At 62.2% G+C, this 12,277-nt stretch carries 11 protein-coding genes; 7 read left to right on the top strand and 4 right to left on the bottom strand.

The annotated features are described in order from the left end of the window. Nucleotides 1–231 precede the first annotated feature (231 nt). Both C8N44_RS20355 and C8N44_RS20350 read left to right on the top strand, forming a co-directional pair. The gene (locus tag C8N44_RS20355) at nt 232–885 is read left to right on the top strand and encodes an NADPH-dependent F420 reductase (protein WP_158274112.1); all 654 of its coding nucleotides are present in this window, start codon (nt 232–234) and stop codon (nt 883–885) included. Nucleotides 886–909: 24 nt separating this feature from the next. Then, nucleotides 910–2,325 carry an MFS transporter gene (locus C8N44_RS20350; RefSeq protein ID WP_107978602.1) on the top strand — a complete coding sequence of 472 codons (1,416 nt, stop codon included), beginning with the start codon at nt 910–912 and terminating at the stop codon, nt 2,323–2,325. Between the two features lie 218 nt (nt 2,326–2,543). Here C8N44_RS20350 and C8N44_RS20345 read toward each other — a convergent pair whose 3' ends face one another. Together C8N44_RS20345 and C8N44_RS23215 are read right to left on the bottom strand one after the other, a co-directional pair. Beyond that, a complete protein-coding gene (locus C8N44_RS20345) occupies nt 2,544–3,560 on the bottom strand; it encodes a zinc-dependent alcohol dehydrogenase family protein (protein ID WP_107978601.1) in 1,017 nt (338 codons plus the stop codon). A gap of 235 nt (nt 3,561–3,795) precedes the next feature. Continuing rightward, the gene (locus C8N44_RS23215; RefSeq protein ID WP_158274111.1) at nt 3,796–4,251 is read right to left on the bottom strand and encodes a cupin domain-containing protein; all 456 of its coding nucleotides are present in this window, start codon (nt 4,249–4,251) and stop codon (nt 3,796–3,798) included. Between the two features lie 146 nt (nt 4,252–4,397). On the opposite strand from C8N44_RS23215, the gene C8N44_RS20335 reads away from it, so the two are divergent. The 3 genes from C8N44_RS20335 (at nt 4,398) to repC (ending at nt 8,271) form a co-directional block, all read left to right on the top strand. Further along, nucleotides 4,398–5,756, top strand: a complete 1,359-nt coding sequence (locus tag C8N44_RS20335) for a ParA family protein (RefSeq protein WP_188758798.1) — start codon at nt 4,398–4,400, stop codon at nt 5,754–5,756. Then, a complete protein-coding gene (locus C8N44_RS20330) occupies nt 5,753–6,769 on the top strand; it encodes a ParB N-terminal domain-containing protein (RefSeq protein ID WP_107978598.1) in 1,017 nt (338 codons plus the stop codon). The genes C8N44_RS20335 and C8N44_RS20330 overlap by 4 nt, the downstream gene beginning before the upstream one ends. 221 nt (nt 6,770–6,990) lie before the next feature. Further along, nucleotides 6,991–8,271, top strand: a complete 1,281-nt coding sequence (gene repC, locus C8N44_RS20325; protein WP_107978597.1) for a plasmid replication protein RepC — start codon at nt 6,991–6,993, stop codon at nt 8,269–8,271. Nucleotides 8,272–8,283: 12 nt separating this feature from the next. Here the strand turns inward: repC and C8N44_RS20320 are convergent, their stop codons facing one another. After that, entirely contained in the window at nt 8,284–9,381 is a 1,098-nt protein-coding gene (locus C8N44_RS20320; protein ID WP_107978596.1) for a tyrosine-type recombinase/integrase, read from the bottom strand. A 157-nt stretch (nt 9,382–9,538) separates the two neighbouring features. On the opposite strand from C8N44_RS20320, the gene C8N44_RS20315 reads away from it, so the two are divergent. Continuing rightward, nucleotides 9,539–10,423 (top strand): DUF1403 family protein, encoded by an 885-nt coding sequence (locus C8N44_RS20315; protein WP_107978595.1) that lies wholly within the window; start codon nt 9,539–9,541, stop codon nt 10,421–10,423. 2 nt (nt 10,424–10,425) lie between these two features. Continuing rightward, entirely contained in the window at nt 10,426–11,019 is a 594-nt protein-coding gene (scpB, locus tag C8N44_RS20310) for an SMC-Scp complex subunit ScpB (protein WP_107978594.1), read from the top strand. Between the two features lie 92 nt (nt 11,020–11,111). On the opposite strand, the gene C8N44_RS20305 is transcribed toward scpB, so the two are convergent. Next, nucleotides 11,112–12,176 (bottom strand): hypothetical protein, encoded by a 1,065-nt coding sequence (locus tag C8N44_RS20305; RefSeq protein ID WP_210204201.1) that lies wholly within the window; start codon nt 12,174–12,176, stop codon nt 11,112–11,114. Nucleotides 12,177–12,277: the final 101 nt, after the last annotated feature.

Raw genomic sequence — 12,277 nt, 5'->3', positions numbered from 1 at the left:
AGACAGGGGCCGTCCCGTCGCCAGAACTCTCGGGCAGGTCGGCGACTGTGTTTCGGCTGATGTGGATGGGTTCGGTCGACGGCTTGCCGTTGCGGGCACCGCGCCATACATGCCGCATCCGCATAAACCCATGCGGCATTCAGCGTCTAATCATATTTCTGAAATCTGCCATCTTACGTGTCAGACAGCGCCCCCATGAAGGAGTGGCGCCTCATCACAGGACATTCCAAGATGACTGACGGACAACGGACAGAGCGCCGTCCGTCCATCGGCGTGATCGGCGCCGGTTGGCTGGGCGGTACAGTTGGACGGGCACTTGCCCGGGCCGGATACGAGGTCGTGCTCTCAACCCGCCACCCCGAGAGACTGAAGCGCGACGTGGCAGGGCTGGCAACCGCCCGGGCGGGCTCGGTAGACGAGGCCGCCGCCTGCGAGGTGATCGTGATGGCAACGCCCTATGACGCAATGCCTGACTATGGCGCGCGGTTTGCCGAGCACTTCGCGGGCAAGGTCGTGATCGACGCCACAAATCCCTCTGGCAGCTCCAGGCTTGGCATTGAGGGGGCACGTATCGGCGTCGGCGCGCTCAGCCAGGGGTATTTCCCGGCGGCGAAGCTGGTGCGCTGCTTCTGTGCGGTGGATGCGACCTGCATTGAAGACACCCATGGCTATGGCGAAAGCGCCACCCTTGGCGTGCCACTGGCGGGCGATGACGCCGAGGCGATGGCCCTCGCCGCCCGCCTGGTGCGTGACACGGGGTGCGACCCGGTTGTGACCGGGGGGCTCGAGACCGCGCGCCTCTTCCAGCGCGGCGCCCCCGGTTTCCGCGCCAATACCGATGCAGACAGGCTCCGCTCGCTCATGGGCGTGACGCAGTCGGCCTGATACCCTCTTTCAAGGACCCTCCCCATGTCACATCCTGAACAGGGCGAGACCCCCGCGCGCCACCCCGGCGCGATCCTCGCCATCATCCTCATCAGCTATCTGATGATCATCCTCGACGTCTCCATCGTCATAACCGGCCTGCCGAAGATCCGCGAGGAGCTCTCGTTCACCACGGCCGAGCTGAGCTGGGTGCAATCCATCTACACGCTCACCTTCGGCGGCTTCCTCCTTCTGGGGGCACGGGCTGGCGACATCCTCGGGCGGCGCAAGACGTTTCAGGCTGGGCTGGTGATCTTCACCCTGGCCTCCCTCGCCATCGGCGTGGCGCAGAGCGCGGAGATGCTGATCATCGCCCGTGGCATCCAGGGCTTCGGCGCGGCGATCCTCGCACCTTCGACGCTGGCGCTGCTCTCCTTCTCATTCGCGGAGGGGCGCGAACGGACCCGCGCAACCGCTTGGTACGGCTCCACCGCCGGGATCGGGGCAGCCTTCGGCCTCGTCCTCGGCGGCGTGCTGGCCGATACGCTTAGCTGGCGCGTGGGCTTCTTCATCAACCTGCCCATCGGGCTGGCGATGATCTTCCTCGGCGCACGTTTCGTGGAGGAGACGACGCCGACGCCGGGCAAGTTCGACCTTGCCGGTGCCATCGGCTCGACCCTCGGGTTCGGGGCGCTGATCTGGGGCGTCCTCTCGACCGCTGAGCGCGGCTGGAGCGACAGCACCGCTCTTTCGGCGATCGGGGTCGGCGCGCTGATCATCGTGGCCTTTGTTTTGCATGAGGCCCGCGCCGCCCAGCCGATCATGCCACTGCGTCTCTTCGCCAGCCGAGAGCGGATCGGCGCGTACGGGGCGCGGTTCCTCTTCCTTGCCGCCATGGTCGGGTTCTTCTTCTTCACAACACAGTTCCTTCAAGGCGTCGACGGCTTCAGCCCGTTGCAGGCAGGCCTCGGTTTTCTTCCGATGACGTTGGTCAACTTCGGCGTCGCCATGACGGTGCCGCGCCTGACCGAGACACTGGGCAACCGGACGCTGATGCTCGCGGGCCTCGCGGTCACCGCTGTGGGGATGATCTGGCTGGCGCAGGCCGATGCGGGGGCGGGTTATGTCACCTCCATCGCGCTGCCCATGGCGCTGATCGGCGCCGGTCAGGGCTTCTGCTTCGGGCCGCTCACGGCCTCGGGCATCGCGGGCACCCGCAAGGAAGACGCAGGCGCGGCCTCGGGGCTTGTGAACGTAGCGCACCAGATGGGCATGTCCTTTGGCCTCGCCTTCCTTGTCGCCATGGCCGCTCTCTTCGGCGGACCTGCGGATTTCGCCGCCAGCTACCACGCCGCGATGACCACCGGAGCGATCCTGCTGGTGCTGTCTTTGGTGATCGCCTGGGCCCTGATCCCTCGCCCGGCGCGCGCCCCGGCCCGGTTCAATACCGCGGGTTCATAAGGCCTTGCATACGGGCGGCGTATTCATAGTTGCCCGTATGCTGTGCTCAGGCCTGCTTGATCAGCAGTTTCACGCCCCTCCGGCCCACTCACGGCAACCACGCAAGGGCGCGGCCTCTGGGGCGCGCCCTTTGCGCATCGCACGACAGGCAGGACACGAAAAAGGCCGGCCCGGGGAACCGGGCCGGCCTTCGCTTTCGCAGTCTTGGCGCGCTGGCGTCAGACACGCAGCAGGGTCTTGATCGCGCGGCGTTCGTCCATCGCCTTGTAGCCCTCGGCCACGTCGGCGAGCGGGATTTCGAGATCGAAGACCTTGCCCGGATTGATCTCGCGCTTGAGCACGCTGTCGATCAGGTCCGGAAGGAAACGCCGCACCGGGGCGGGCCCGCCGAGCATCTGGCGCTGTGCAAAGAACAGCTCCTGCCCGTCGAAGGTCACGCCATGCGGCACGCCGACGTAACCGATCGAGCCGCCGGGACGGGCGCCGTAGATCGCCTGTTTCATCGACTCTTCCATACCAACACATTCCATCACCGCATCCGCGCCGACGCCGCCGGTCAGCTCACGGATCTTGGCGATGCCATCTTCGCCGCGCTCGGCAACGATGTCAGTCGCGCCGAATTCGAGGGCAAGGTCCTGACGCGACTTGTGGCGCGACATAGCAATGATCCGATCCGCGCCCATCTGCTTGGCCGAAAGGACGGCCATCAGGCCCACGGCACCGTCCCCCACCACGGCCACGGTCATGCCGGGCTTCACGCCCGCCGCGTCACAGGCGAAGTAGCCGGTGCCATAAACATCCGAGACCGCCAGAAACGAGGGGATCAGGTCTTCGTCCGGGTGCTGATCAAGCGCGACCAGCGTACCGTCGGCCAGCGGCACACGGGCCAGCGGCGCCTGCGCGCCGGTCATGAACTCGCGCTGCTCGCAGGAGGATTGGAAGCCGTATTTGCAATGTGGGCAGCTGTTGTCAGACAGCACGAAGGAGCCGACGACGAATTGCCCGGGCTTCACGCTGGTGACGGCATCGCCCACGGCCTCGACCACGCCACAGTACTCGTGGCCCATGGCTTGCGGGCCATCGACTGGCTGCGCGCCGCGATAGGGCCAGAGGTCGGAGCCGCAGACGCAGCTTGCGGCAAGGCGGATGATGGCATCGGTCGGTTTCTGGATGGTCGGTTTGGCCACGTCCTCGAACCGGACATCGCCTGCGCCATAGAGCATGGTCGCTTTCATGGGATCACTCCTTATGGATCTTCTATCTGCCATGGCGGACCGGGCGCCAGATTTGGCGCCGGTCTGAGCGGCTGGCCGGGGCTCGGATGCCGTCCCGCGCGGGGCCACGGCCGAGCTATGACAGAAGTTAACACAGGGACACCCTGCCCAATAGGTGATGAGATCCCATTGCGCTAATGCTGTGAGTTCATCAATGTCGGCCGCCACTATCCGTAGAACTGGGCCGACAAGACCGTCAGTCCTGCGTGCACCCTGAGGGGGCGGCGGCATATTCGGCTTCGGTCAGGGTTCCCATCCGAGGCACGGCAGAGCCGTTGACGGATTCAGCAAGTGCTGGATGGCTCATAGGACCAGCCGCGGAAGCACCTTTCCTGCGCTTCACGGTGGACGGCATCACGACGATGGCGCCCGGACCAGTCACGACTACCGCCTGCCGTTCGATCTGCACGAGTGCGCAGCCCTCGGTGACATAGAGCGTCTGGTCGAGAGGAGGGGTAGCCATGCGGTGTGGGCCGCCTTTTGCCTGGTCGCCGGACCGGAAAGGGGGCGAGCCGTGGAGAGGTCGAGCATGGGATAAGAGTTTCTTGTGCTCCATCAGCTTCCACACTTCCGACCGTACTTCGCGATCTGGAAAGCTGGGTCCGATGCCATTCATCCCAACGGGTTCACAGGCAATCTTGAACGCGTTCAAGATTGGGTGTTTCCCAGCCGTGCAGCCCTATACCATGCTCCTAAAATCGGATAGGCGCGTGGTATCTTCCCATAGTAGCCCTAAAGGTGCTACTATCAGAGCTGAAGCGAGTCGAACTCGGAATCAACCGACGTCGGGGCAGTGATATGAGCGGAAGTCTAGAGCAGTTTTTGACCGACCTGTCACGAGGTCTGGAGCGCACGATGGTTGCCGTCAACAAAGAGCTGACGCTGCGCCATCGCATCAAACGTACCTGGTCGATGCGACAGTGCGCTCGCTTCTTGAACGTCAGCATCCAGTACCTGACCAAGTTCGCGAACGGTAACGACGATTTTCCGAAGGGCGAATATGTCGGCCGCGAACGTGTCTTCACGCTCCATGAGTTGATGCATATGCGCGTCCTTATGGCGGCATCGGCAAAGCGTCCTTTCGATTATCTGGCTTGGCGCAAGCCCGGTGACCCACTTCCTGTGATTTCGTTTGCTAGCCAAAAAGGCGGGACGGCGAAGAGCCTCAGTGCCGCGCATTTCGCGCAGTATCTCAGCCTGCATTACGGCATGCGCGTTGGCGTCATGGATGCGGACCCGCAAAGCACAATTACCTTGTACTTCGTCGGCGGCGAGGGATTGTCCAAGATGCCGACCGAGGCAACGCCATCGATGGTGGACTTTGCCGGTCTTTTCCAGTCTGAAGACGCGCCCTATACAGACCATTCTGCGGAGACGCTGGACAGCTTCTTCTTGAAGACGTCCTGGCCGGGACTTCGATTGGTGCCCGCACACGGTGAGACTTCCGAGGGGGAGATCCAGATCGCTCGTCTGGTGCGTGAGGCACCTGCGGGCAAGAGCTTCTATCGCTATCTGCGAGACTCGATTGATCGCTGGAAAGAAGCGCACCCCCCGGTGACCGCACCGAACGAACTGGTGACGGATGGCAAGGTGGACCCTGCCCGCCTGGATCAGGCGCTCAATGAGACGCTGGACTGCATCATCATCGACTACCAGCCTGCGCTGACGCTCTTTCAGTTGAACAACGTGATCGCGTCTTCGTCCTTGGTCATTCCGCAGACCATGAAGGGGTTCGATATCGCGACCCTGTCGACCTTCGTCACGGGTTTGCTTGGCATGCTGCAGCATATCCTGGCGCATGAGCGGATCGATATCGGCTCGGGGGCAAACATGTTGCTGCCGACCATCGTGCAGCGTTCTAACGGTCAGGATCTCAACCACATCGGCAATCTTCTGGAGCACTGCCCCACAGAAATTTTGCCCGTGTTCTATCTTCGGTCAGACGCGATTTCGAACGCTTCAGACGTCTATCAGTCGGTTTATGAGTATGAGCCTGACACGCCCGGCAAACGCAAGGGCATCAACAGGTTTATCGAGAACGCTGACGCGGTGAACGACGCGATCGTCAGCCGCCTGTGGCCAGGCCTCGAGCGTGGTTATGCGAATGCCTGGATGGACACGTTCTATGACGACGATGACGGGGAGACCGCAGCATGAAGCGAACGATCCCGAGGTCCTTGGTTTCTAAAGCGTTGAACCAGACGGCTGAGCCGAATGGTAATGACGATGAGGCAAAAGCAGACGCTGCACCGGCTTCGGCAGCTGCCGCATTCAAGGGTGCGGGAAGCGCGTGGAAGGCCGGTGCACTTGCACAATCGCAGGCCGCGGTCGAGCAGGGGCGCGCACAGCTTGTCGATGATATCCTGAACGGCCGGCACGAACTTCAGGTCGCACCCGAGCAGGTCGAGGACCCGATCGGGTCGGATCGTCGTGATGATTGGATGGCGCAGGATGCCTTCCAGACGCTTTTGAAGAGCATTGAGATCAACGGGCAGGATACCCCTATCCTGGTCTGGCCCGAGGATCCGAACTGGAAACCCGACCCGCTGAATCCGACGGATGTCAGTGGCGTGCGCTTCATCATGCTGACCGGCCGGCGCCGTCATGCTGCGGCCAAGTCCCTGGGGCTCAAGCTGCGGGCCATCCTGGCCCCACCGGACAAGCGTGATGCCGAGAACACGCAGTTCGAGATGCTGTTCCTTCGCTTCCGCGAGAACGAGGAACGCGAGAACCTCAGCGCCTTCGAGCGTCTGCTGGCCATCGGTGAAATGTACGAGACGCTTCATGCCTCGGGCGAGAAAACCACAGCGGTGGCATTTGCGTCCCGGATCGGTGTCCACGAGAGTATCGTGTCGCGTGCGCGCGCTGTCTTCGCTGCGCGCGATCAGATCTTGAATGCGTTCAAGAATGCCTACGAGATGAGTTTCCAAGACCTGCAGAAAGCCATGGCCAGCCTTGAGGGAAAGCCGAGGAAGCAGGTCAAGAAGTCCGCGCAGAAGCTGACCGCCAAGCGCAAGGTCGGGGGGCGCAACCTTTCGCTGACATCAGAGAACGGCACGCTTTCGATCAAGGCGGCCAGTGTACCGCTGAGCCAGGACAAGCTGGAGGAGTTGAGCGATCTGATCGCCGACTTTCTGGTCAAGAGCAAGGAAGGTTCGCCGGCGGACTGAAGTCTGTCCACCGGCCGATCTGCCCACGTTGAGGATATGAGCAACAAGGAAAGAATGTGATCTAACGGCAAAAGAAAAGCCCCCAAGCTGAGGGCCTGAGAGCTGATCTAATTGGTTTGGTCGCCTTGAAGATAAGTCTCTCTCGAATCGGTGTCAACGAAGAACGCTTCCGAGCGAACGGCTTTCTTTTGCCTCCACATAGCCGGAGGTAGGAAACAGACATGAAACATACAGGTTGGCGTAAGCCGACACCGGGTCTTGGCATTGCAGAGCAGCTTGCCCAAGCCGGTGAACGGGCCGCTGTACCCAAATCGCGGGCTTTCGTGGCGGTGAAGCGGGTGGGGGCATACTTAGGCCTCAAGGCCGGGGACATGATGCTTCTCGACACACTCGGGGCCTTTACCCAGGCTCAGGACTGGGAGGAGAGGCAGCGCCCGATCGTCTGGGCGTCGAACGCCTATCTTATGGAGCAGACGGGGTTCTCGCTTTCCGCGCTCAAGCGACACGCCCGGCGTCTGGCCGAGGCCGGGGTGATTTCCTTTAAGGACAGCCCGAACGGCAAGCGTTGGGGCCGTCGGGACGCCGAGGGGCGCATCGTCGAGGCCTATGGCTTCGATCTGTCGCCGCTGTCGGCGCGTGTCGATGCGTTCGAGGAGCTGCACGCTGAGCTTCAGGCTGAGCGCGAGCTCTGCCAGCGTTTGAAGCGCCAGATCACCGTGGCGCGCCGGATGATCCGCGCGCGGATCGAGGCAGCCGTCAGCAGCGCGATGCGCGGCCCCTGGGCGCAGTTCACGCGGCTTTTTGAGGAGCTTCTGGAGCGGCTTCCGCGTCGCCATGAAGTGTCCGAGCAGCTTGCGCGGCTGTTGAGCTGGTTTAAGGAGCTCCAGGAACGCGTTGAAGCTGCCTATCTTAAGGCTACCGAGATCGTTCAGCCTGTGGAAAACGCGTCGGCAAACAAGGAACAAGTGTCCGAGAAGACTCAAGAAATGAACCCCAGGGAGGTCATTTCTGACACCCACATACAAATTACAAACCAACTTAATCCTGTAACTAGTAATTCCTCAGAAAATGAGGAAACCGTAAGCGCGACGCCCAATGCTCGGCCCGAGGAACAGGTTGATAGCGAGTTGGAAGAATGGGTCGCCGAAGTCCGCAAGAAGCGGGCGGCGCTGGATCTGCCTACCGTGATGCAGGCCTGTCCCGAATTCGCGTCCTGGGCGCGCAATATGGGAGGGTTCCTGAAGGATTGGAACGATCTGCATCGGGTGGCGGGGCAGCTCAGACCGATGATCGGTGTGTCTGAACACGCCTGGAACGTGGCGCAGGACCGGCTCGGCAAGCAGGTGGCGACGGCGGCGCTGGCCCTTGTCTTCGAAAAACATAGCGCGGGTGAGGTTGCCTCCCCGGGCGGTTATCTGCGCGGCATGGTCGAGAAGGCCGGGGCAGGGGAGCTGCACCTCGAACGCAGCTTCTATGGCAGGCTCAGCGGGCAGGCGGCGTGATGGGGCAGGGGGTCAAAGGCCGGCGGCCTTGGTCAGGTTCACCCGGAACCGATCGCGCCGACGCTGGTAACGGCGGGTCATCTCGGCCGAGGCATGTCCAAGCTGTTTCTGGACATGGCGTTCGTCGACTTCCGCCGAACTGGCGAGGCCGGAGCGCAGCGAGTGGCCGGAAAACAGCGCCAGGCGTTCTTTTTCGGGCAGCTCGGCTCGGATGCCGGCGTCCAGGACCGTGCGCTTGATCAGACGCGCTACATGCTTGTCGTTCAGCCGCGTTTCAGAGGCGCGATTGCCATCGCGCGAGGTGCCTACGAAGACCGGACCGAAGTCGATCTTAGCAAAGTGTAGCCATTGTTCCAGTGCATGCACCGGGCAGGTCTGGTCCTTTGAGCCACGGCCGATCTCGACCTCACGCCAACCGGTCTTGGCATTGAGACTGAGCAGGGCCCCTTTCTCGAAAATCTCGATCCAGCCGCCGGAATCCGGGGTGTCGTCCTTGTGAACATCGAGGCTGATAATTTCCGAGCGGCGGAGACCTCCTGCATAGCCGATGAGAAGGATCGCCCGATCTCGAAGCCCGCGGAGGTCATAGGGCAGGGTAGCCACCATTGCGAGGATGTCCTCCACCAGGATCGCTTCCTTCTGCACGGGCGGCCGCGCATGCTTGCGCTTGATCCCCGCCAGCACCGTAGCGATGTGGCGGTTCTTTCGATCTAGGGAAGATCCGCGCTGTGCGTAGTTCCAGGCGAGACCCGAAAGGCGCCGGTCGATGGTTGAGACGGAGAGGGCTGGGGTGGGACTTGATCCGGTGGCCAGATCCGCGAGGTAGAGCCCGATCATCTCTGGTGACGGTGGCAGCGGCTCGGTACCTTTCATCCGGCACCAGCGGGTAAAATGCGCCCAGTCCTTCGCATAAGCTTTCAGCGTGTTGTCGGAGGCCGCAGCGCGGGCGTAATTTCGGGCCGTATCCACTAGTCGATCCAGCGTACCGGACCCCGCGACCTGGGACGGCAAAGCTATGCCATCGCTTTCGTCTTGTCCTCTCTCGTCGACGGGAGCATCGTCAGCCTTAACAGAGGGCGTTGACGTCGATTTCTCGGTCTCTGAGGGCATCTTTCCACTGAACCCGGCGGTGAAATTGAACTGCTTCCAAGCGTAACTTCAAATGTCCAATAATGCAAACTTATTGGACATAAATGGAAGTGGCAAGGTGGGGCGGTTTTTGCATCATATTGTGGACGAAAGCGCCGCCGTGAGTTAGGCTTCAAGCATGACATTCGCTCGGCACGATCCCATCGACGACCCAGCCAGGCTACCCCGGATACCCGCCTGGGTCATCTCCGCGCGTGCCGAAACTATTGAAGATGTTGCGTTTTTGTCGGGTGCGGCGTTGAACCACCTGCATCTTATGTTGGGACGCGACGAGGTGCCCCAAGCCTTGTTACGGGATCGCTTGTCGCTGCGCGCGGCGGAGGCTTGTGTCGCGTTTTCTGGCCGACCGGAGCGGGCCGGAGATTTGCGCGACGCGGTGAACCTCCTGCGACCCGGAGACCTGCCCGGACCGGCGGGCGAGATCTGCCTCGCCTGGCGGCGCGCGGTGGAGCGGCCGATGTCGGTCAAGGCGATGAGTCGCGGCTTGTCGGCTTTCGAACCGGACCGGATCGCGAGGTGGCTGGATGCGGGGCAGGGCTCCCCGGTGACCCGGGCCGCGATGGTGCTCGAGGCGGTGCTGCGCGAGGCGCCGCGCGCAGATGTAGCAGGACTGATCCTCGCGGATGCGGCCCTGGCTCATGCGCACGGCTGGGATCATCTCGTGCCGCTGCTGGCCGTAGGCCTGAAACGCGCCGATCTGCGCAAGCAGGGCGGCGACTTGCGTCTGGCCTGTCATCGGGCGCTCATCTCTTCGGTGATCGAGGCCGTTCGGCAGGCCGCGGACCTCGCGCGTCGGGCGGCGCATCTTAAGGCAGTCGCCCCGAAGCTTCGCGCCAAAGGGGCAGGGAACGCGGTCGAGATGTTCCTGACCTGGGAGGCGGTGGCGCCGTCGGCCTTGCCTTTGCCGGATCGCGCCGCGCGGCGGCTCTGCGACCGGCTGGTCGACCTCGGCGCGGTGCGCGAGCTGACCGGGCGCGACGCCTTCCGGCTTTACGGGGTGTAGCGATGGCGAAGGATCGCTCTGACCCTGAACTGGATTGCGAGTTGCCCGACCTGCCGCCCGAGCTGCGCTGGCGGGAATGGATGCGCCGGATCGAGGCTGTGCTCTTTGCCTCAGCTTCGCCGGTGCCGCGTGACGACCTGGCACGAGTGGTGGGGCACGGAGCTTCGGTCGACCTTCTGGTCGAGGACCTCGCCGCCGATCTGGAGGGGCGGGCTTTTGAAGTTACGCAGGTCGCTGGCGGCTGGATATTCCGGACGCGGGCTATCTACGCTCCCGCGATCCGGGCCGCTGCGGATGTCGGCAATAAATTGCTGGATCTGAGCGAGTTCGACGTCGCGGTCCTGGCGGCCATCGCCTATCACCAGCCGATCACGCGCGACGGGCTGAAGGACATCTTCGGCAAGGAGATCAGCCGTGACCTGATCGGTCGGCTACATGCGCGCGACCTGATTGGGACCGGGCCACGGTCGCCTCGACGCGGGGCGCCCTATACCTTCGTCACCACCGAGCAGTTCCTCGTCGCTTTCGGCTTGGAGAGTCTTCGCGATCTTCCCGATCAGGAGCAGTTGGAGGATGCGGGGGCACCAAGCTCATAGGCAACGGTACGTAGCTTCGGACCATGCCGCCGCAACCAACTTTGTAAACGTTTTCTCCGGGGGCGCTTGCGTTTTCGCCGCCGAGCAACCTTTCAACTATCCCCGCTGAGATCATCTATATCGTCGAAGCTGGCCATTATGTCTGCATTGCGGATGCGTTCTAGAGTATCGTCGAAGCTCTCGTTGGGACTGCCTGGCTGAATATGATGTCGGATAGAGTCATAATGTTGGCGGGCGGCAACACGAGATACTGATCGAGTCAAATGAAGCCGCACCGCCAAATTGTCTGGGCTGTCGCAGCCTTCGCGCACGGTGCTGCCCAGGGTAGCCAAGACCGTCGAGACAGGTGTTTCGTCTTCAGCCGCGCGCAGCCGCGCGGCGAGCAGGCGTCCAGGAAGGCCCGCCAGGAACGCAAGATCGGGTACGAGCCGTAATGAAAACACACGGGCATTCTTGCATTGTTTGAGATTCGTGGTGCGTTCGAGAAATACCTTTTCAAGCTCGCATAGCGGCACGCCTGACATCCAAAGCGGCCAAAGCTTGCGCAGCCACGACAACGCATGTTTTCCACGCGCCTCATCGTCGGCGAGTTTCTTGTAGGGCGTGCCGAACATCTCCTCTAGGCTCTCCGGCCGCACCAATTTGAGCAGCAGGCTCGGATGTGTGTCGAGCCAGTCTAGCAACGCCATGACTACCTCGAGAGACGTTCCCGAAAAAGCGCCGGCATCGAGGTGTTCGACAATTTGCTGGAGCAACTCGACTGAAAGTCCAGTTGCTCCAGAAACCTGTTCGATCCAGCGGTCGGATTCAGGCAGTTCAAGACTGGCTCGTGCGGCTAGAGCCGAAGCGACCCTTGTGCTCAGCCAGTCGGCATCAGCGGCAACTAATGCGCGGTAGGCACTAAAGCTCCTGCTAAGCAACACCTCGGCGGGGTCGTCTTCGGCCCCGGCGACTGCCAGTGGCAGCTTGCTCAAGAGATAGGCTGAGGCGCCGATCTGCGTGACGCCGTCGTGAATGCGGTCGAGTACCACCTTCAGCGGATCATCGATGACGAGACATTGGTCGGCCTGCTCGAAGATTGCTTGCAACTCCATCCAATGCCCGTTGATCTGATTATTCTGATCGTCGAAGTCGATGACCTTACTGGGCACAAGCAAGACAAAATGAACCGCACCGAGTTTGTCGGAGGCTTATTGTCATTAGTTACGCGGCCATGTCTTCAGTTTCCAGAGCCGCGTAGAAGTTGGCCTCCGCCTCG

The organism is Allosediminivita pacifica, from assembly GCF_003054175.1.
GTDB classification, from domain to species: domain Bacteria; phylum Pseudomonadota; class Alphaproteobacteria; order Rhodobacterales; family Rhodobacteraceae; genus Allosediminivita; species Allosediminivita pacifica.
The sequence above is the reverse complement of the archived record's forward strand: the minus strand, read 5'-3'. Positions and strand labels throughout refer to the sequence as shown.

What these genes read in the sequence shown, in the direction of transcription:
- C8N44_RS20345 (WP_107978601.1), bottom strand. Translation starts at nt 3,560, where the DNA reads ATGAAAGCGACCATGCTCTATGGCGCAGGCGATGTCCGGTTCGAGGAC.
- C8N44_RS20315 (WP_107978595.1), top strand. Translation starts at nt 9,539, where the DNA reads ATGACATTCGCTCGGCACGATCCCATCGACGACCCAGCCAGGCTACCC.
- C8N44_RS20320 (WP_107978596.1), bottom strand. Translation starts at nt 9,381, where the DNA reads ATGCCCTCAGAGACCGAGAAATCGACGTCAACGCCCTCTGTTAAGGCT.
- C8N44_RS20330 (WP_107978598.1), top strand. Translation starts at nt 5,753, where the DNA reads ATGAAGCGAACGATCCCGAGGTCCTTGGTTTCTAAAGCGTTGAACCAG.
- C8N44_RS20350 (WP_107978602.1), top strand. Translation starts at nt 910, where the DNA reads ATGTCACATCCTGAACAGGGCGAGACCCCCGCGCGCCACCCCGGCGCG.
- C8N44_RS20335 (WP_188758798.1), top strand. Translation starts at nt 4,398, where the DNA reads ATGAGCGGAAGTCTAGAGCAGTTTTTGACCGACCTGTCACGAGGTCTG.
- scpB (WP_107978594.1), top strand. Translation starts at nt 10,426, where the DNA reads ATGGCGAAGGATCGCTCTGACCCTGAACTGGATTGCGAGTTGCCCGAC.
- repC (WP_107978597.1), top strand. Translation starts at nt 6,991, where the DNA reads ATGAAACATACAGGTTGGCGTAAGCCGACACCGGGTCTTGGCATTGCA.
- C8N44_RS20355 (WP_158274112.1), top strand. Translation starts at nt 232, where the DNA reads ATGACTGACGGACAACGGACAGAGCGCCGTCCGTCCATCGGCGTGATC.